At 40.2% G+C, this 19,567-nt stretch carries 14 protein-coding genes and 1 pseudogene; 6 read left to right on the forward strand and 9 right to left on the reverse strand.

The window, feature by feature from the left end; translation table 11 throughout:
* Positions 1–84: 84 nt before the first annotated feature.
* The gene (locus tag AB0763_RS06290) at positions 85–561 is read left to right on the forward strand and encodes an SH3 domain-containing protein (RefSeq protein ID WP_306101588.1); all 477 of its coding nucleotides are present in this window, start codon (positions 85–87) and stop codon (positions 559–561) included.
* 159 nt (positions 562–720) lie between these two features.
* Here AB0763_RS06290 and AB0763_RS06295 read toward each other — a convergent pair whose 3' ends face one another.
* The 4 genes from AB0763_RS06295 to AB0763_RS06310 all read right to left on the reverse strand — a co-directional run bounded on the left by AB0763_RS06295 (position 721) and on the right by AB0763_RS06310 (position 5,043).
* Positions 721–1,806 carry an alcohol dehydrogenase family protein gene (locus AB0763_RS06295; RefSeq protein WP_306101587.1) on the reverse strand — a complete coding sequence of 362 codons (1,086 nt, stop codon included), beginning with the start codon at positions 1,804–1,806 and terminating at the stop codon, positions 721–723.
* A 69-nt stretch (positions 1,807–1,875) separates the two neighbouring features.
* On the reverse strand, positions 1,876–3,054 hold the full coding sequence (locus AB0763_RS06300) for a glycine betaine/L-proline ABC transporter ATP-binding protein (protein WP_306101586.1): 1,179 nt from the start codon (positions 3,052–3,054) through the stop codon (positions 1,876–1,878).
* Positions 3,047–3,946: a proline/glycine betaine ABC transporter permease gene (locus AB0763_RS06305; protein WP_306101585.1), complete on the reverse strand. Its 900-nt coding sequence runs from the start codon at positions 3,944–3,946 to the stop codon at positions 3,047–3,049. The genes AB0763_RS06300 and AB0763_RS06305 overlap by 8 nt, the downstream gene beginning before the upstream one ends.
* A 104-nt stretch (positions 3,947–4,050) precedes the next feature.
* On the reverse strand, positions 4,051–5,043 hold the full coding sequence (locus AB0763_RS06310) for an ABC transporter substrate-binding protein (protein WP_306101584.1): 993 nt from the start codon (positions 5,041–5,043) through the stop codon (positions 4,051–4,053).
* Between the two features lie 672 nt (positions 5,044–5,715).
* On the opposite strand from AB0763_RS06310, the gene AB0763_RS06315 reads away from it, so the two are divergent.
* From AB0763_RS06315 to AB0763_RS06330, 4 genes are all read left to right on the forward strand, one after another.
* The gene (locus AB0763_RS06315; RefSeq protein ID WP_306101583.1) at positions 5,716–6,189 is read left to right on the forward strand and encodes a hypothetical protein; all 474 of its coding nucleotides are present in this window, start codon (positions 5,716–5,718) and stop codon (positions 6,187–6,189) included.
* Positions 6,190–6,356: 167 nt separating this feature from the next.
* The gene (locus AB0763_RS06320; RefSeq protein WP_306101753.1) at positions 6,357–7,286 is read left to right on the forward strand and encodes a tripartite tricarboxylate transporter substrate binding protein; all 930 of its coding nucleotides are present in this window, start codon (positions 6,357–6,359) and stop codon (positions 7,284–7,286) included.
* 62 nt (positions 7,287–7,348) lie between these two features.
* The gene (locus tag AB0763_RS06325) at positions 7,349–7,783 is read left to right on the forward strand and encodes a tripartite tricarboxylate transporter TctB family protein (RefSeq protein WP_306101582.1); all 435 of its coding nucleotides are present in this window, start codon (positions 7,349–7,351) and stop codon (positions 7,781–7,783) included.
* Between the two features lie 8 nt (positions 7,784–7,791).
* Positions 7,792–9,291: a tripartite tricarboxylate transporter permease gene (locus AB0763_RS06330; protein WP_306101581.1), complete on the forward strand. Its 1,500-nt coding sequence runs from the start codon at positions 7,792–7,794 to the stop codon at positions 9,289–9,291.
* A 27-nt stretch (positions 9,292–9,318) separates the two neighbouring features.
* Here AB0763_RS06330 and AB0763_RS06335 read toward each other — a convergent pair whose 3' ends face one another.
* The 3 genes and pseudogenes from AB0763_RS06335 to AB0763_RS06345 all read right to left on the reverse strand — a co-directional run bounded on the left by AB0763_RS06335 (position 9,319) and on the right by AB0763_RS06345 (position 14,551).
* Positions 9,319–10,233 carry a pyridoxal-phosphate dependent enzyme gene (locus tag AB0763_RS06335; RefSeq protein ID WP_306101580.1) on the reverse strand — a complete coding sequence of 305 codons (915 nt, stop codon included), beginning with the start codon at positions 10,231–10,233 and terminating at the stop codon, positions 9,319–9,321.
* A gap of 139 nt (positions 10,234–10,372) precedes the next feature.
* Positions 10,373–12,484 (reverse strand): annotated as a pseudogene (locus tag AB0763_RS06340) (YgiQ family radical SAM protein); the annotation flags it as partial.
* 399 nt (positions 12,485–12,883) lie between these two features.
* Positions 12,884–14,551 carry a methyl-accepting chemotaxis protein gene (locus AB0763_RS06345; RefSeq protein WP_306101752.1) on the reverse strand — a complete coding sequence of 556 codons (1,668 nt, stop codon included), beginning with the start codon at positions 14,549–14,551 and terminating at the stop codon, positions 12,884–12,886.
* Between the two features lie 411 nt (positions 14,552–14,962).
* Here AB0763_RS06345 and AB0763_RS06350 point away from each other — a divergent pair, with 411 nt between their 5' ends.
* A complete protein-coding gene (locus AB0763_RS06350; RefSeq protein ID WP_306101579.1) occupies positions 14,963–15,874 on the forward strand; it encodes a dienelactone hydrolase family protein in 912 nt (303 codons plus the stop codon).
* Between the two features lie 39 nt (positions 15,875–15,913).
* Here AB0763_RS06350 and AB0763_RS06355 read toward each other — a convergent pair whose 3' ends face one another.
* Together AB0763_RS06355 and AB0763_RS06360 are read right to left on the reverse strand one after the other, a co-directional pair.
* Positions 15,914–18,748 (reverse strand): ATP-binding protein, encoded by a 2,835-nt coding sequence (locus AB0763_RS06355; RefSeq protein WP_306101578.1) that lies wholly within the window; start codon positions 18,746–18,748, stop codon positions 15,914–15,916.
* A gap of 7 nt (positions 18,749–18,755) precedes the next feature.
* Positions 18,756–19,565 (reverse strand): phosphate/phosphite/phosphonate ABC transporter substrate-binding protein, encoded by an 810-nt coding sequence (locus AB0763_RS06360; protein WP_306101577.1) that lies wholly within the window; start codon positions 19,563–19,565, stop codon positions 18,756–18,758.
* Positions 19,566–19,567 lie beyond the last annotated feature (2 nt).

Below are 19,567 nucleotides of genomic sequence, written 5' to 3' on the forward strand. Positions count from 1 at the left end.
TTTGCAAAGATAGACAGGCGAGCATGGCAATGCCCAATAAAGCTGTTAACGTTGATTCAATACAGTGATTATTTGGAGTTATTTATGCGTAAATCGTTTGTCTTTTTTGTGCTTTCTGGTTTGTTTGTTAGTGCAAATGTCAGTGCTCAAGGTTGTGAACCTGGTAAGCATTGTCAACAGCAGCAAGTAGGAAAATCTGGCCACGGCCATCAGCAAGCAAACCATAATTCTTCGTTTAAAAAACAAGCCAACGCAAGCAACCGCAATCAAGCTCATCAAAGTAGTGCAAAGCAAACATCGAAGTCATCTCATTCGCAACACAAGTCACCAGCGAAACAAAAAGTGTATAAGCACCCTAATGCCAAGTCTAAAGGAACTTATTATGTTTCGGCGAACCGATTAAATGTTCGTGGCGCACCCGGTAAAGGAGGCAAAGTGAAAGGCCATTTTACTAAAGGACAAGCATTAGCCGTTTATGCCGTTGTCGATGGTTGGGCAAAAGTGTATTTTAATGGTCAGTATCTCTGGGTCAGCAACCAATATTTACATATTAAGCTTTAAATAAAAAAAGCCTTTGTTTGATAAAACAAAGGCTTTTTAATTTAATGTAGAGCAGTGTTATTTGGTTGAGGCAGCCTCATAACACTATCAAAGACCGTCTAGATTTGTTTCCAAGCGTTTTTTGCTCTGTTACTTTATAGGTTGTTCTTACGGTTTTAATTAATCGTGATCTGGAATCAATACAAATTTACCCATATGCGTTTTTTCAACAAATAGCTTTTGCGCCTCGACAATGGATTGCAATGGGAATTGCTTTGAGAGTAGCGGTTTGATTTCCCCTTTTTCGATATAACTGACCAAATTGCCAAATACCGGTTCTTCCCAAGCGGTAGTGCCGATAAGTTGAATGTCTTTTAGGTACATATCGCGCATGTCAAGATCGACAATCGGACCTGCGATGGCACCAGAGGTGACCAAACGCCCGCCGCGCTTGAGGACTTTTAACATGGCAGGGAAGTTTTGTCCGCCGACATTATCGACTACCAAGTCAACTGATTTTTCGCCCAATTCTTTAACAATATCATCATTGCGATCAAGCAATACATCGGCACCGAGTGGTTCAAGTAGCGCGTGTTTGCTCTTACTTGCTATTGCCACTACGCGTGCACCACGACGTTTGGCTAATTGAATCGTGGCAGAGCCCACTCCCCCAGAGGCGCCGGGAATTAATACGGTTTCGCCCGCTTTTAAATCGGCACGGTGCAGCATATTTTCAGAAGTACCATAAGCGCATGGGATTGTGCCTAATTCGGCATCCGACCAGTCAGAAGTAATTGGAAAAGCTTCACTTGATTTGATTTTGACGTATTGGGCAAAAGCGCCATCGTAGTCAGAACCCATCCAAATATTTTCAAAGGTTTGGTAATTATCAGTACTGTTACAAGGACGCAATAACACGCGTTTACCCACCAAGCTTTTATCGTTATCATCTGCACAGTCAACTACTTGACCACAACAGTCTGTACCTTGAATAAAAGGAAAAGGGGTACTTTCATTCCAGCCGCCATCGGCTTTTTCTGTCGGATTTTCTTCATTGATGTCGGCGGTTTGGTTGGTCGAATCTGTCACTGAAGAGGAATACCAACCTAATCGCGTATTGATTTCGGTATTATTCATACCGGCAGCTAACACTTTGACCAAGACTTCACCGGGTTCAAGCGTGGGTACGGGCACATCTTTGTACACCAGTTTATCGTAACCGCCATTGCCGGTGGTTACGATTGCTTTCATAGTTTTTTCGGTCATTGTGAACTCCATAATTGTATAACCTTACAATGAGATGATACTCATTGTTGAAAAATCAAGGGTTGAAACTTATTTATCAGAAAAAATTTCTGCGACTTTGTCTTTTTCTAGTGTCCCGGTGAGTTCGCCTTTGTCGTTTACAACGGGCAGCGAATAGTCTGATGACAAGGTTTCTGTTAGCACTTGCTCAATTGCTACATCTGGCGCGACAACGGGGACATCTTCATAAGTGGATTGGTCGATGTTTTCTGAAGACTTGCAATCTGCAGCTTCTAAGCTTTCTTGAGTTAAAACACCTTGGTAGCCTTCCGGAGTAACGTGATAGCCGTAGTCTTGATTTTTACTACGCATTTGTTTCAGGGCATCTTCAATGGTCGTCGCTGTGATACGCAATGACGGCTTTTGCATGACGGTTTCAACGGTAAGTGCACGAGCTCGATTGACGTCTTTAACAAAGGCTTCCACGTAGTCTGTTGCTGGGTTAAGTAAGATTTCATCCGGAGTACCTTGTTGGACTAGCTCACCGTCTTTAAGGATGGCAATTCTATCGCCTAGCCTCAAGGCTTCGTCCAAATCATGAGTAATAAAGATAATGGTTTTTTGCAATTTATCTTGAAGCTCGATCAGTTGATCTTGCATCTCACTTCGGATTAATGGATCGAGTGCAGAAAAAGCTTCATCCATTAGCAAAATTTCAGCATCGGTGCACAGTGCACGAGCTAGACCCACCCTTTGTTGTTGTCCGCCAGACAGTTGAGAAGGGTACTGATCTTCATACCCTTTGAGACCTACCGTATCGAGCCATTGTTGTGAGCGCTCATAGCGTTTGGTCTTCTCAATGCCTTGAATCTCAAGTCCGTAAGCCACGTTATCGAGAACTTTTCGGTGAGGTAACAAGCCAAAGCGTTGGAACACCATAGACATTTTGTGACGTCGAAAAGTCTCGAGTTCTTTTGGATTGTTAAGCATGATATCGGTCCCTTCAACGTCAATTTTCCCTTCAGTCGGGTCAATAAGGCGGTTAAAGTGACGAATCATGGTTGATTTACCTGAACCTGAAAGGCCCATAATGACAAAGATTTCACCTTTATGAATTTCAAGATTAATATCTTTGAGGCCAACAGTATGCCCTGTTTTTTCTAGAACTTCTTCTTTAGATGCACCTGATTTGACCATAGGCAGAACGCTTTGTGGGTTATCTCCAAAAATTTTATACAGCCCAGAAATAGAGATTAAAGGTTTAGTCATTTTTGTTGTCCCCTAAATGCGCTTGTGTACGTTTTGCATAAGATTGTGATGCTCGGTCAATTAAAATCGCCAAGGCGACAATGGCAAAGCCATTGAGAAGACCTAAAGTGAAATATTGGTTAGTGATGGCTTTTAGCACCGGCTGCCCGAGGCCTTTCACCCCAATCATCGACGCAATCACGACCATAGAAAGCGCCATCATAATAGTTTGGTTGATACCGGCCATAATCGTTGGCATCGCGAGAGGAAGCTGCACGCCAAACAAACGTTGTTTTGAACTTGCGCCAAAGGCCGTGGCTGCCTCGAGTACTTCTTTATCAACTAACCTTATCCCTAAATTGGTCAAACGAATGACTGGCGGGATAGCATAGATGATAACGGCAATCAATCCGGGCACTTTACCAATACCCAATAACATCACAACCGGTATCAAGTATACGAAGGCGGGCATGGTTTGCATAATATCGAGAAATGGCGTCACAATAGATTGCATCCGGTTAGAGCGGGCCATGGCGATACCAATAGGAATGCCCAGTACGATGGCGAGTAAGGTACAAACCGTAATGATACTGAGGGTTCTCATCGTATCTTCCCACATGCCAAAATAGCCAATGAGCAGCATAGAAATAACGGTTGCGGCAGATAACTTGACCGAGCGACTGGCAAAATAGACCAAGCCTGTTAACGCAATCAAGACGAGCCACCAAGGGGTACTCAAAAGTAATTTCTCAAACCAAACAAGAAAAGACAAAAGGGGATTAAATAGGGATTCGATTAAGTCACCATATTCACGAGAAAACCCTTTATAGGCACCATCAAGCGTTTGACGAATTACTCTTAATGTTGAACGATCCATCTCAGGGAAGCTGGTTAACCAACTGCTATCGAACATTGTATTATCCTTTGAATTAAAAAGAGTAACTGGCATCAGTCACTCTTTATTTAGTAATGTAACTATTGCGAAAATTTTGTGTATAGCACCTTTAAACTAAGGTATTAAAGCTCTGCGCTAATTTTTTCTGCTGCTTCTTTTGACACCCACTTTTTCCAAATGTCGGGATGCGTATCCAAGAAGTAAAACATCGCATCTTCTGAAGTGGCTTGCTCTCCTTCCATCCAGGCAAGAATGCTATTGAGTTCATCATTCGTGAAACCACGGTGCGATAAGTATTCCATCACCTTAGGATGAGCATTAGCAAATGTACTCGCCACTAAAGTACTGACTGGGCTTGGTGGGTACATGGTTACTTTAGGGTCAGCACAATTTTCTTGCGTGGTACAAGTTGTGAATTCTTCTTCATCGACACCAGAACCAAGATCGACAAGTGTCATATCGTATTTACCCAAAATAGCAGTCGGGGCCCAATAGTAACCAAACCAACCTTCACCGCGCTCATAAGCTTTGGCAATAGAACCGGATAAGCCAGCACTTGAGCCTGGATCAACTAATTGGAATCCAGCGTCTTGCAAATGGAGTGCTTTAAAAAGATTACCGCTAGAGATTTGACAGTTCCAACCTGCTGGACAGCCATAAAAACCGCCTACGCTGGGGTCTTCTGGGTGTTTAAATAATTCGGGGTGTTTTTTGATACCTTCGATAGTGCTTAGTTCTGGATGTTTTTCCAACATATAGGTCGGGATCCAAAAACCCTCTTGTCCGCCGTCGGTTAGTGACGGGCCTGCATTGATCAGTCGTTTTTCTTCTACGCCTTTTTCAATGGCTTCTTTTGCTGAATTTGTCCAAAGTTCAGGGGCAATATCAGGCTCACCTTTTTCGATCATGGACGTCGTGGTCGGCATGGTATCGCCTGGGACCAATTCCGCATCACATCCATAACCATATTCTAAAATGAATTTGTCGACGTTAGCGATAAAGCTTGCTGAATTCCAGTTCATGTCGGCAATAGTAACTCGTCCACAATCATCAGCGTAGGCTGATGTAGAGGCTGCGGTGAGCAATAGTGCGGAGAGAGTGATTTTCCTGTTCATAGTCTATCCTCGATTGTTTTTCTTCCGTAAACATTTTTTACTATAGCGCAATTTAATTAGAACTCAAATAGTTAGTGGTGTATTAACTGGCTTTGGATTTTATTTTGGTGTCGAATTAAATAAGTTGTTGATTTTAAATTAAAAATATAATTTTACATAACATGCGTGATGTTAGGTTTTGGGTAGTTATTTATAATAATATAAATCATAAATATATGATTTTATGTGATTTTTTCTTTTTTGCAATTTACAAGAAACAGTAAGAGAAAATGTAAACTAGATCACAAAAAGGAATGAGTTGTAAATATTTATTAGGCTTAAGTAAGGAGAGCAAAAAGTGTTCTTTGTATGATTTTATGTCGTGGTTATATTCGTAGAATATATTGAGATATCGTTCTGTTTTTTCATCTGATAAGTCATTGTAATTAAAGGAACTATGATGATGTAAAGCCTATGGCTATTACGATTTTTTGTTTAACTGCATGATTAGTAAAGCTTATGGCTTGTTTTTGAGATTCGATCTTACTGTGTTCAACATCATAATTTTGAATAGGGATAAGTGATCTAATTAGCATTTCTTTAATTGATCAGTACTCAACCTTTAAGTAATACAATAGTATAAGTTTATTGATTGCTTGAATCAGTATCACAATAATTTCAAGGCTTAAAAGTATGAAGTCACATCTAGACATTGCCAAGCAGGCGGTTGAGCTTGTTATGCCGTCATTAAACAAGTTATTTGAACGTACTAATCGAAAAGAATTACACATCGTCATTATGGATCCGAGGGTAAAACCTTGGGAATGTGAATTTGAGCAAGGTGTATTGTTCGAAACCTCGATTGGCTCACCAGAACAATGGACGATTCCTTTTGATCAATTTGCTCGAAAAAAAGCCCAGCAAGCTTGGCGGCATTCATGTGCCAATATCCATTTGCAAACTTCATCTACTTCCGCTTTGAGAGAAGACGACATTCTTTTTTATGGGTCATTTGTCTATGGTCAAGTGGTTGTGGCTTGTAGCGGTGTCGAGCAATGGTATGACATGTTAATCAGTGGTTGGATTGCGGTCGCTTTTGAGCAGTTGTGTATGGCCGAATATCAAAGTAACAAAGTGAATAATCCGACACAAACTTTACGGGAATAATTTACGCAAATTGCAAGACATTGAGTGTGACAACAAGTATTACTCAGTGTTTTTGTGAAGGCAGATATCGTTATTTAACTTTATGATTTAATTCGGTATTTGCCATTTAGTTAATAATAAGAGCAGTTTACTAATTTAATACGTGATAAACAAAAAAGGTCTATATGATGAATAAATTACTCAAATCTTTGTTAGTTAGTGCTGGAATTTTGATGTCGACTTCTGCGTTGGCTGCGGACTACCCAAGCAAAAATATCCGTTTAGTTGTGCCGTTTGGTGCTGGGGGCGGAACAGATGCTGTTGGTCGGACTTTAGCTAATTCTGCAAAAGACATCTTGGGCAAAAACATTACTGTGATGAATCGTACAGGTGGTGCCGGTGCGGTTGGCATGAGTTTTGGTGCACAGCAGCGTCCCGATGGTTATACATTGACGGTTGTGACTCGTGAAATTGCTTCATTACCACAAATGGGTTTGATGCAACACGATGTCAATGACTTTCGCTTAATTCGCATGGTTAACCTTGATCCTGCTGTTGTGCTTGTATCAAGTGATAGTCCCTATAATTCGATTAATGATCTCATCGAAGCGGCGAAAAATAACGAAAGCGGCATCAAGTTCGCATCGACGGCTGCGCCAAACTTCTATCTAATGGCTTTGGAGAAATCTCAAAACATTAAACTCAATGCTATCCCATACAATGGTGCTGCAGAAGCCATACCCGCAGTACTAGGTAAACACACTGATGTCACTATGGTTACCCCGGGTGAAGCTATCTCTCAATTGCGTTCAGGTCAATTAAAAGCGCTAGGTGTTATGTCTAATGAGCGTATCTCTTACATCCCTGATGTTCCAACGCTTAAAGAGCAGGGGATTGATGTTGTGACAGGAACTTGGCGTGGTATCGGTGCCCCTAAAGGCACACCCGATGAAGTGATTGAAACTTTAGGGTCTGCTTTTGATAAAGCAATGGCTAGTGATGAGTTCAAAGCGTTTATGGAGAAAGGTGCAATGACAATTCACAATATGAACGCACAAGAGTTCACTGACTTTGTGGTTCAAGATACAAAAACATTAGGTCAACTAATTAATAATTAAAAACTTTTCTTAGGGGGCGTTGCCCCCTTTTTTCTATTGGGGGAAGTATTGTGAACCATAGAATGTCGATTTTTTTGTCGCTCGTCATTGCCGCTTGTTCGTGTGTTCTTTTTTTAGTTACACAATTTGAACAACCTCGTTTTCAAGATGCCAGTGTTGATGCCAAATTCTTTCCATCGATGGTTGCTATCGGCCAAATAATTCTCTGTGTGATTTTATTACTTCAGAACAAATGGCAAAAGCGTACTTCAGATGGCGAAGCCGATATTTTTAGTAAAATGTCTGCACTTGGTGTTATGTATATAGTTTCTTATGTTTTATTGATCAATCTACTTGGTTACTTACTGGCGACTTTAGCTGCATTTACCGTTTATCTTTTTGCCCTTCACATCAGAAAAATCTCCTATTACTTAGTAGCTTGGAGCTTTGTTGCTGTGGTTTATTATTTATTTGGCGAAGTGTTTTATATCGCTCTTCCTGAAGGACTTATGTACTAGAGGTGGTTATGTTGGAACATTTGTTCACTGGGCTAGTATCTGCGTTTAGCCCAAGTGTATTTCCTGTCCTTGTGTTTGGTGTTATCGGCGGTGTGATTTTAGGGGCTATGCCTGGGTTGACCGCAACCATGGGGGTTGCGATTCTATTGCCTTTTACTTTCGGAATGGATGCGACACCGGCACTTGTGATGTTGATAGGTGTTTATATTGGGGGGATATATGGTGGTTCGATTTCCGCGATCTTACTAAAAACGCCCGGCACGCCAGCATCCGCTGCGACGGTTCTCGATGGCCATACGCTTGCCGCCAAAGGGCAAGCGGCGAGAGCGTTGAGTATTTCTGCGGTGGCATCGTTTGTCGGTGGTTTGATCAGTACGGTGATCCTTATTGCGATCGCGCCTATTTTGGCTAACTTTGCTCTTCGTTTTAATGCACCTGAGTATTTTGCTCTAGCACTTTTTGGCTTAACCATCATTGCGAGTGTCTCGTCTGATAATATCATCAAGGGGTTGATCGCAGGTGGTATAGGTCTTTTAGTGTCTACGATAGGATTGGATCCGATCAGCAGTGTACCGAGATTTACTTTTGGGGTGATGGATGTTTACAGTGGCATTAATGTGATCCCAGTGTTAATTGGTCTGTTCGCGTTGTCTGAGGCGCTTAACCAATTAGAAAAACTCGTTAAAGAAAACAAAGTTAAACCAATAAAATTTGACCATCATATACTGACAAAATCTGACTTAAAAACCATGATGCCAACAGCAGTCAAAAGTGGTTTACTAGGCACCTCTATCGGTTCTGTACCTGGAGCCGGTGCCGATATTTCAGCTTTTGTTTGCTATAACGAAGCCAAACGAGTATCCAAAAAACCGCAAGAATTTGGTCAAGGTTCGGTACAAGGTTTAGCGGCCGCTGAGGCGGGAAATAATGGCGTGACTGGGGGTTCTTTAGTACCTTTGTTAACACTGGGAGTACCTGGTGATGCGGTGGCCGCTGTCTTACTTGGCGCGTTAATTGTACAAGGTTTGACACCAGGTCCACTCTTGTTTACCCAGAGCCCCGATGTGGTCTATGGTGTATTTAGCTCTATGCTGGTGGCCAATATTGTCATGTTGATCGTCGGTTTAGTGGGGATTCGCTTCTTTTGCCGAATTATTGAAATACCCAAAGTACTGCTCATTCCAATGATCGTTTCGTTGTCGATTGTCGGTGCATTTGCCATCAATAACTCGATGTTCGATGTTGGGTTAGCGGTTGGTTTTGGTGTTTTGGGTTTTATTCTTGGTAAACTCACGATTCCTACTTCACCCATTCTACTGGCCATTATCTTAGGCCCTATGGCAGAGACCAACTTGCGCAAAGCGTTATTGATGTATGACAATTCATGGTCATTCTTATACGATAGGCCAATCGCACTGGCGTTTGTTTTGTTAGCTGTTTTTTCTGCCTACTCAACGATCCGTATGAAAAAACGACAACGTCAAGCAGAAATGGCTGAAAAAGAATGATAATGTACTGTTTTGCCTAGAGGAGATTTAAACATTGTCTCTTCGGTTGAATAGCCTTTGATAGCGCTTAATCATACTTTGGTTACCAATAAGCCCCCCTTGATGGATATACAAGAGGGGCTTTTTTATTTCACGGTGTTGTAAAAGCGCCTGCCACATAAATGGGTCATATAATAGGTCAAACTCGACACCGGTATTTTGGTGTAGTGATTGCCATAGTTGATAAGCTTCGCTATCAAGTTGACCAAAAGGTAAAGCACGGTTTCTATTGAGTACAATAGGTTGCGGTCCATGTGCATCTAATGCCTGCCACTGTTTTCTCAGAGTGTGTTCATTGCCAACACATGGCGTCGTCACAACATCGATAGCGTAAGGGGCTAAGACTTGCTGTAGAAAAAAAGAGGTGGTACCGGTTCCTGATGGCAGAGCAACCGTCAGTGAATAAATCCGTTGAGAGTGTGCCCAAGACAGAATTTCCTGCGCTAATTGTTTAACACCGTGCTTGGCTTGAGGCCAAAAACCTCCTTCAGGGATCACACAATTTGTAGGTAGGCTTTGCTTTTTATTCATCATCTCTTTGGGGTGGTATGGATGAGTGGCGATCACTTTTGCTCCGAGTTGAATAGCTTGCCAGTAATTCCCAAAGGTAACGTCATTTAGCCAAGGGGGTATATGTGAGACAAAAAACTCGAGTTGCCAGCCTTTGTATTGGCAGATAGCGGCCAATGAAACTAATGCATTCGACTGTACAGAGCCATAACTTGTAATAGTTGAAAATGCATCTTTGTCTTGTTCGAGTAACCAAGCAAACTTTCGAGCTTTATTTCCAGATAATAAAGGGTGTGATAGCTGATCTTGTTTCAGATAAAAATCGATTCCCGCAAAGTGGTGAGATGTTATTGGAGTGGGTAAATTGAGTTGAAGAGATGAAGTGTTTGTCATTGCGAAAGTTATTTCCAAGCCAAAATCATAGCATGCCAAGCTCATAAGTGCTGGTGGCATGCTATACCGAAATCAGATACGCTTATTTAACGATGAGCTTTGATGGTCGTTTTGATTTGTTGTGCTTGCGAGGTTTCTCACCGCCAAGCCCTGGTTGTGATTTAGAGTGTTTGGTCGCAAAGCGATGTGCACCATGTCGGCCAGATTTACGCCTTTGTGCTGGGGTCGATTTTTCAGTATCTTCACTCGGAATTAAGCAGCCGGGTTTATCGCCAATTAAATGCGCTTTACCCATGTTCTTTAACGCTTCTCGCAGCATTGGCCAGTTTGCCGGATCGTGGTATCGCAACAAGGCTTTGTGTAATCGACGTTGTCTTTCGCCCTTGGCCACGGGTAAGTCCTCACGCTTTTTGTATTTTACTCGTTTAAGCGGGTTGGTTTCCGAGTAATACATGGACGTCGCATTACACATAGGCGATGGGTAAAAGTTTTGTACCTGGTCACATTCAAAATCATTGCTTTTAAGCCACAGTGCGAGGTTGAGCATATCTTCGTCTTCGGTACCCGGGTGTGCAGAGATAAAGTAGGGAATCAAATATTGCTTCTTGCCCGCTTCTTTGCTGTACTTTTCAAACATCTCTTTAAATTTATCATACGTGCCCATACCGGGTTTCATCATTAAATCTAAGGGGCCTTTTTCAGTGTGTTCAGGAGCAATTTTTAAGTAGCCACCAACATGATGAGTCACCAATTCTTTGACGTACTCTGGAGATTCAATGGCAAGATCGTAACGGACGCCTGATGCAACCATTACCTTTTTTACCCCTTCGACATTTCTGGCAGCGCGATACAGATCGATTGTATGCTTGTGATCGGTATTGAGTTTGTTACAAATGCCAGGAAAGACACAAGATGGTCGACGACAGTTTGCTTCGGCCTTAGGGTCTTTACAACCAAGACGATACATATTGGCAGTTGGACCACCAAGATCAGAGATGGTACCGGTAAAGCCTGGGACTTTGTCGCGAATCGATTCCATTTCATTGATGATGGATTCTTGTGAACGGTTTTGAATAATACGACCTTCGTGCTCAGTAATAGAACAGAATGAACAACCGCCGAAACAACCACGCATGATGTTGACTGATGTTTTTATCATCTCATACGCTGGGATTTTTTCTTTTCCATATTTAGGGTGTGGAACACGGGCATAGGGAAGATCGTAGACAAAGTCCATTTCTTCTGTAGTTAGTGGGATCGGGGCTTGGTTGACCCACAAATCGCGTTCGCCGTGTTTTTGGACCAGTGCTCGGCCTGAGTAAGGGTTGGTTTCTAAATGCATAACGCGACTTGCGTGGGCGTATAAGATGCGATCGTTTTGCAGTTTTTCATATGAGGGCAATCGAACGACAGAATTGGCCGCATCGTGTCGAGATGGTCTAATTGAAATAGGGATAGCGCTGTTTGTGTCTTGCTTCTTGGTATCACAAGCACTTTCCGTTTGATATGGATTAGGGGGAATAAAGGCTTCTTTGCGCGGCTTTTCAATTCGAGAAGAGTCGACGACGGTAAAGTTTTCAGGGATCGCTTTACGAATGATGGCTGTACCGCGTATATCAGTCATTGATTGAATGGATTCGCCCATGGCAAGTCTGTGAGCGACATCCACAAGAGCACGCTCTGCATTACCAAAAAGCAGTATGTCGGCTTTAGCATCAAAGATAATTGAGCGACGAACTTTGTCTGACCAATAGTCATAATGAGCAATACGACGAAGGCTTGCTTCTATCCCGCCGAGCACGATAGGCACATCTTTATAAGCTTCTTTACAGCGTTGAGAATACACTAAGGTAGCACGATCAGGTCGTTTACCGGCTGTGTTACCCGCGGTATAAGCGTCGTCTTTACGAAGTTTTTTATCCGCTGTGTAACGGTTGATCATGGAATCCATGTTACCGGCAGTGATACCAAAAAAGAGATTGGGCTCGCCTAATGCCATAAAGTCGTCTTTGTTATGCCATTGTGGTTGGCTAATAATACCGACTCTAAAGCCTTGAGACTCAAGTAAACGGCCAATGATCGCCATACCAAAACTTGGGTGATCGACGTAGGCATCTCCGGTTACAATGATGATATCACAACTGTCCCAACCTAATTGATCCATTTCTGCTCTGGATGTCGGTAGGAAAGGGGCAGTACCAAAACACTCTGCCCAATATTTGGGGTAATCAAAAATATTTTTTGTATTCATCTTGGAAACTCGAAGGTTGACCGTTTTGATTGCTCAATAAATGGCTAAACATTGGTTTGAGCGTAGGATTATTTAATCATCTTTTTGTCAAAAGCGCCTCTTTATTGAACAACTTCTAGCCGGTGCAGCCCAGTTTAAGTTTTGCAAAGGTTTGATTGATGTTTGTATTGATAACCGGTAGTGATGGTTTTTGGACGTGACAAAAAGAGGCGTGATGTTAGCATAAAAACACGGATAGGACACTAATAACTCACCTTTAGCAAGGTGAGATTGACTCTCAACTCTTCTATTATTGAGGATTCTAAATAAGTCATGAATTGAAAAAGACTAAGCCAAACCAAAACAGGGAGTGTTGGTCGCTTAGTCTTTTAGGCACATAGTGGTCAAAACGTTAGCGGATTAAACCTTAAAGTGTTTCAACATAGAATCAACACTTTGTCCTGATTTTGCCAGAGACTGGCTTATCGATTGTGATTTTTCAACAATTTTGTTTATTTCGTTAACCATCTCTTGAATTGAATATATATTTTGCGTGATCTCTTCAGAAACCGCACTTTGTTCTTCTGCGGCCGCAGCAGTTTGAATACCCATATCATTGATGGTATCAACAGCTTGTCTGACGTCCGCTAACCGTTCTTGAATTTGCGATGAGTCTTGTACGGTTTTTTGTGCACGACCTTGACTGTTTTCCATGGTTCTGACCGCATCTTTGACCCCAGATTGCAAAGTGGTCAACATTTCGTTGATCTCTTGTGTACTGTCTTGGGTACGTTTGGCCAGTGAACGAACTTCATCAGCAACCACAGCAAAACCACGCCCTTGTTCACCTGCTCGAGCGGCTTCAATGGCTGCATTGAGAGCCAATAAATTGGTTTGTTCGGCAATTCCACCAATCACGTCGATAACCGTTGTTATCTTGGCCGTGTGTGTACTTAAGGTTTCTATCGCATTGGAGGTTTCGTTGACATCCCCCACGAGTTCATTAATGGTCGTGATGGCTTGTGTAAGCTCAATTTGAGTGGAATCAATTTGCTCCGTTGCCCTGCTGATTGCGTCTGACGTTGCGGTTGTATTGTTGGCAACCTCTCTTGACGTTGCAGACATTTCTGTAACTGCAGTCACAAGCTTTTCTGTCTCCTGTGAATGGGACTGCATCGTTGAGACTGTCTGTAAAGTCTGAGAGTCAATCGCTTGTGCTGCTTGAACCACTTCATGACTGGATTCTTTGGTATTGGCAATAATCGGTTGGAGTTTGTCCATGAACTGATTAAAAGCATTACCCAACTGAGCAATGTCATCCTTACCCTTTACTTCAAGTCTACCAGTTAAGTCTCCATTGCCTTGAGCAATTTCATTGAGCCTTGAAACCATACTCGATAGAGGTTTGATTGCTTTAGTAATGACCATACTCACAATTGCAATCACGGCGATAAGACCTAAAAGCGTCAAGATGAATGAATAGCCAATATTGGCCATGATGGCCTCTTTACGTTCTAGGGTGTATTTGTTTACCGCATGATCAATGTCGTCAATGTAAATACCGGTACCTAATATCCAATCCCATTTTTCAAGGTATTGTGAATAACCGAGTTTGGGCGCTGGGGCGTTGATGGAAGGCTTGTTCCAAGAAAAGTACATGAACCCATCACCGGTTTTAGCGGCATCAATAATGCCAGAAATAACCGAAACCCCATTACTGTCTTTGAGGTTGTAAAGGTTTTTGCCTTCGAGTTCAGGTTTAATCGCATGAAGTGTATTTATGCCTTTTGAGTCATAAGCATAAAAGTATCCATCTTCGGCAAACCTCATGTTAGCCAAGATTTGTTTTGCTTTTTGCTGATTGTCGTTACCACTGTCAGATTGATATAAATCTTCAATCGCAGTCGTTGCCATCTTGAGGTGAGCTTTGAGCTCTTCTTTTTTAATCGTAAGTAAGTCGTTTCTGTAGGTATCTTCTTGAACTTGTAAATCTTTAATACCGTTTAAATAAAAAATTAACGTAATTAGTAGTGACAGAGTTACCAGTGGGACTAAAACTAAGGTAAGAAGTTTACTGCGACTGCTCATTTGCATAAGTACATCTCTTTATGAACCAAAAAACATAACCTTAAAATGATAATGTAAATGTGTTTTTTAAATTGTGATGATGACGTAGTTTTATTGATTCAGTCAGCAGTAAAAATAATTATACGATGAAGGTCACAATCTTAAGTATGAATGTTTAGATTTTCTGGCTTAAAAATAGTAACTAGACAGTATTTAAAGAACAAATTGATAAATATGCTGTCTCAGTTAGACAACCTTGTGATCCAAAAGTGTTGTAATAGGGTACTTTGATTGAATGTTGGTTTATATATTTTGTTGTTTATTTAAGTACTTGTCTATCGGTGCATGGTATTCAACAAACTAGGGAACTTATAGGGAAACGGCGATCGCTTGTTGTCATGTCGCTGTTTAACATTTTTGAAGGAGAAAACAATGTCAGAACTAACAACGTCAGAAAGTCATTTTATGGAGAGAGACATACCTCAAGAAGCCTTTGATTGGTATGATGAGTACGCTCATGGTGTGATTGATAGACGAGAGTTTATGTCTAGGCTGTCAGGCTTAGTTGCCCTTGGGTTTACTATGACGACATTAACCAGCGCTTTGATCCCAAATTACGCACAAGCAGAGCAAATATCGTTTAACGATCCAGATATTGTTGCGACTTATGAAAAGTTTAAGTCTCCAAAGGGACATGGAGAGTGTCAAGGGTATTTAGTGGTACCAAAAGGACTTCAAGGTAAAGCACCAGTCGTCTTGGTTATTCATGAAAATCGCGGTTTAAACCCCTACGTTAAAGATGTTGCCAGACGCTTAGCAAAAATGAATTTTATTGCCTTTGCCCCTGATGCACTTTTTCCACTCGGTGGCTACCCCGGAAATGATGACGAGGGACGAGCCATGCAAAAAAGTATGGATCCTGCTAAGTTAGAAGAAGATTTTTTAGCAGCGGCGGACTTTATAAAAAACCATGACAATAGCACGGGAAAGTTAGGCGCTGTCGGATTTTGCTATGGTGGTTATATTGTCAATATGCTGGCGGCAACCATTCCGGATAAACTTGATGCGGGTGTTCCTTACTACGGTACGCCGGCCGCAGAAGCATTACGCGCAAATGTTAAAGGCCCGCTTATGATCCAACTTGCCAGTTTAGATGCGAGAGTCAATGCAACCTGGCCGGACTATGAGAAAGCACTAAAAGCCAATAATGCCGATTATGTGCAATATATGTATGAAGGGGTCAATCACGGTTTTCACAATGACTCAACCGGGCGCTACGCAGAAAAAGAAGCTGAGTTATCTTGGCAGCGAACGATCGAGTTTTTTAAGCAACATTTGAGTTGATATAGAGACTTGTTTGACAGTCAAATCTGGAGTCAAGACTCAATTACTTGGCTCCATTTTATTGTGTTCGAGAAGGATACTTACGGCTAGTTTATGGGCCAAATCAAAATCATAATTGCTGATACAGTCAATTAATTGTTTTATATTTGTAGTATGCTCGTGATGCTTTAAAACGCTGAGTTCATCTATTACGGCGGCATCAGAGTTTTCGAGCAGAGGAATAATTTTTTCTAGCAGGCTCAACAAGCTTTGTTGGTGGTTTTCGATCTTGATACGAAGGGTTTGATTGTTTAGCCCCGTCAAAAAGAACGTCCCCTGTTGGTGAGTTAATAATGCGCACTCAATAGATAGCTGTAAATGCTCTGTAATAAGAGTCATTTCACTTTTATTCGATAACTGCTCTAAATCAAATAAGCATTGTGCTAATTTGTATGCGCCTATGGTTGAAGCGCTGCCACGTAGCTTATGTGCAATTTGTCTGAGTTCATCGGTTTTACTACTGGATAGACATTCTTTTGCATAATCTTGGAAGTGAATAATATCTTGCAAAAAATGCTCTAGAAGTTTACTCAGTAACACTGAGTCATTGTTTAATCGGCTTAGTGCACGATCAACATCGAGAATCTCTCTATTTTCCATATGTTGAATTTGTTTCATATCGGCAGTATTGGTATTATCTTTCGCTGTTAACCACTCCGCTATGGTTTGTTTCAAGTCATCTGGGTCTATCGGTTTACTTATGTGGCCGTTCATACCACAACTGAGACTATCAGCCACTTCGTTTTTAAGAGCCTGTGCTGAGAGGGCGATGATCGGTGTTTGTATTTTTAGATCGTGTCGAATGATTTTGGTTGCAGTCAAACCATCCATTTTGGGCATTTGAATATCCATAAGAATTAAGTCAAAGTGTTGATCTTTTAATACTGTTATGGCTTCTAATCCATTCTCACAGCATTTGACATCAATATGATCTGATTCAAGTATTTTTTTTGTGACGCTAGTATTTATAGGATTGTCTTCAACTAATAAAATTGTTTTTTTATCATGAAATTGTGTTGTTTCAGGGGCAGTGTGATTAACAAATCGACTTTCTGAACTCAAGATATAATTTAATTCACTACTGATTTTTTCTATACTTAAAGAATGGTCAAGGTTGTATGTTTTCATGTTGTTTGGTAAAAGTTCTAATTGTCGACTAGAGCGTTTATGTTCAAAAAAAACAAATATTATTTTTTTATTACTAGGCGCATTAGAGAGTTTTTTAATTGTTTTTTCTTGACTAAATAAAGAACATGATGATGGAAAGAAAAATAAAAAAACATTATTCTTTGCTATTAGTTCATTTTCCATATCAACATTTCCAATCGTCTTATAAGGAAGGTTAAGCTTTCGCATAATACTTTCTGAATGTAAATCATTATCAGAAATGTAAATGTTAAATATAGATCTAAATGTTTTGTCTTTATTTTTCAATGTTAAATTAGGTGTGTAAATAGGGATTTCAAGTTGAAAGGTGCTTCCATTATTTAATTCACTTTTTACAGATAGTCTTCCTTGCATAAGTTCAGATAATTGTTTCGATATACTTAACCCAAGGCCAGTGCCACCATATTTACGTGTTGTACTAGAGTCTTCCTGAGTAAAGGGTTCAAAGAGTCTTTCTAATTTCGAAGGTTTAATTCCGATTCCGGTGTCAATAACTTTTATTTTTAAAAAGTCATTTTTATTACTAATTTTCTCAGAGCTAATATTTATATGAACAAAGCCATGTTCAGTGAATTTAATGGCATTACTAACGAGGTTGTTTAATATTTGCTCTAGGCGGTTGGGGTCTCCGATTAAAAAATTACACAAGGATATTTGTTTGGTGAATTTTAATTGAATCGATTTTTCTGATGCAGAAATATAATTTGTATCATGAATGCATTTCAGTACATCATCAATATGAAATGGTATGTTTTCAATTGACAATTTTCCAGACTCAATTTTTGAGCTGTCCAATATATCATTTATTATATTAAGTAACTTATTTGTCGACTTTTCAATTTTCTCTAATATATTTTCTTGTTCATCGTTCAAACGTGTTTTTCTTAGTAAATAGTTTAAACCAATAATTCCATTCATTGGAGTTCGAATTTCATGACTCATGTTAGCCAAGAATTGACTTTTTATCTTTACGGCAAGATTTGCTTGATTTAAAGCTGTGTTTAGTTCTTGGTTTGTTGTGTCTATTTTTGCCGACATTTTATTGAACGCTAAGTATACGTCTCTAAATTCATCTTTCGTTGTAATAGTAAGTTTTTGTTTATAGTTACCATTTTGTATTGCTTTAGCGTTACGAATGAGCTCTTGAAGAGGGTTTATTAACAATTTTCTATTCCACCAAGTGTAAAAAATTAAAATAAACATGGCAGTAAATACAGTTAATATTCGGTGTGATGTTATTTGGTCATCGATATTCTGTAGTTTATCTTCTATGCTGAATTGGTATATTAGTTTTCCAACTTTTTTATTGTTCCAAAAAATGCTTCTGTTGATGGTTTTTAATTCTAAGCTGTCAACTTCATGAGGTGCCATTTTCCCTAATGGATAGATAACAATGTTATCTTTATTTAGTATGTGAAATCTATTTTTACTGGTTTGATTTGTGAAGTGCTCTTGGCGATTCATGATACTGTATATTTTGCTTATGTCACCGGATGCGATCTCTTCAGCAATGATTGGTCCGAGTATATTCATTTGAGCACTTTCGGTTTCAATGATCAGATCGGTTTGCTTGCTTTTAAAATAGGGAAATACTGCAATTTCATTTATTGCGATAAGTAAAATTAGAAAGAATAAAATTGGAGTGATGATCTTTGTTCTTATTTTCATAAAGACATTACTCTTGATAATATTGTTCTAAACTAAGGCTTCGAACATCATCATAATCTTCATCTTTTGCAGCGCCAATGATTGAGAAAGGTACGCGAGCTAGCAATTCTTGTGTGGTATTGTTATTTTTCATGGATAAAATAGCCATTTTGAACTTATTAATAACTTCTTTATCTAGTTTTTTGTTTGCGGTTAGTGGGTGAGGAGTGACTGTTTTTGTTTTTAGCAATATTTTTAATCTTTCTTTTATTTCATTGGGCTGCTGATTAAATGTTTTTTGAACGCCACCACCAGCTGGAAGTAAGCCAATCGCAACGTTGAGATAGCTCGATGAATGTGTGTTTACGTATTTTGGGGTAAAATTAATCCCATATACTTTGTCAAGTTCAGAGCGGATCATCAATGATGCCCCTAGTGCGTTGGGGGCTGGAAAAGCAATTACTTTGCCATCTAGTTGCTGAGGAGAGAGAATATCACTACTTTTATTGACAGTTAGTATACCGTATAACATTCTACCGTGATCGCGTGCAATTGCTGTATATTGGTCAGCTTTGGTAAAGTGATAAGGATTCATATAGGCAAAGTCGAACTTCCCAGCCGAAAGGCTTTTTTCAAAAGTCGGTATGTCAGGTGTACCAACCAGCTTAAACTTGAGTCCTGTTTTATGACTAATAACAAGAAGAATGGGTTCCCATATTTTATGTAAAGTCTCAATGTCAAATTGAGGTACAATCCCTACTGTATATATTTTTTGATTACTTGCATGGCTTTGTGTAGATATAAGAAGTAATAGAAACAACCAGCTTATTTTTTTCATAG

It is taken from the genome of Vibrio sp. HB236076 (assembly GCF_040957575.1).
Classification (GTDB): Bacteria; Pseudomonadota; Gammaproteobacteria; order Enterobacterales; family Vibrionaceae; genus Vibrio.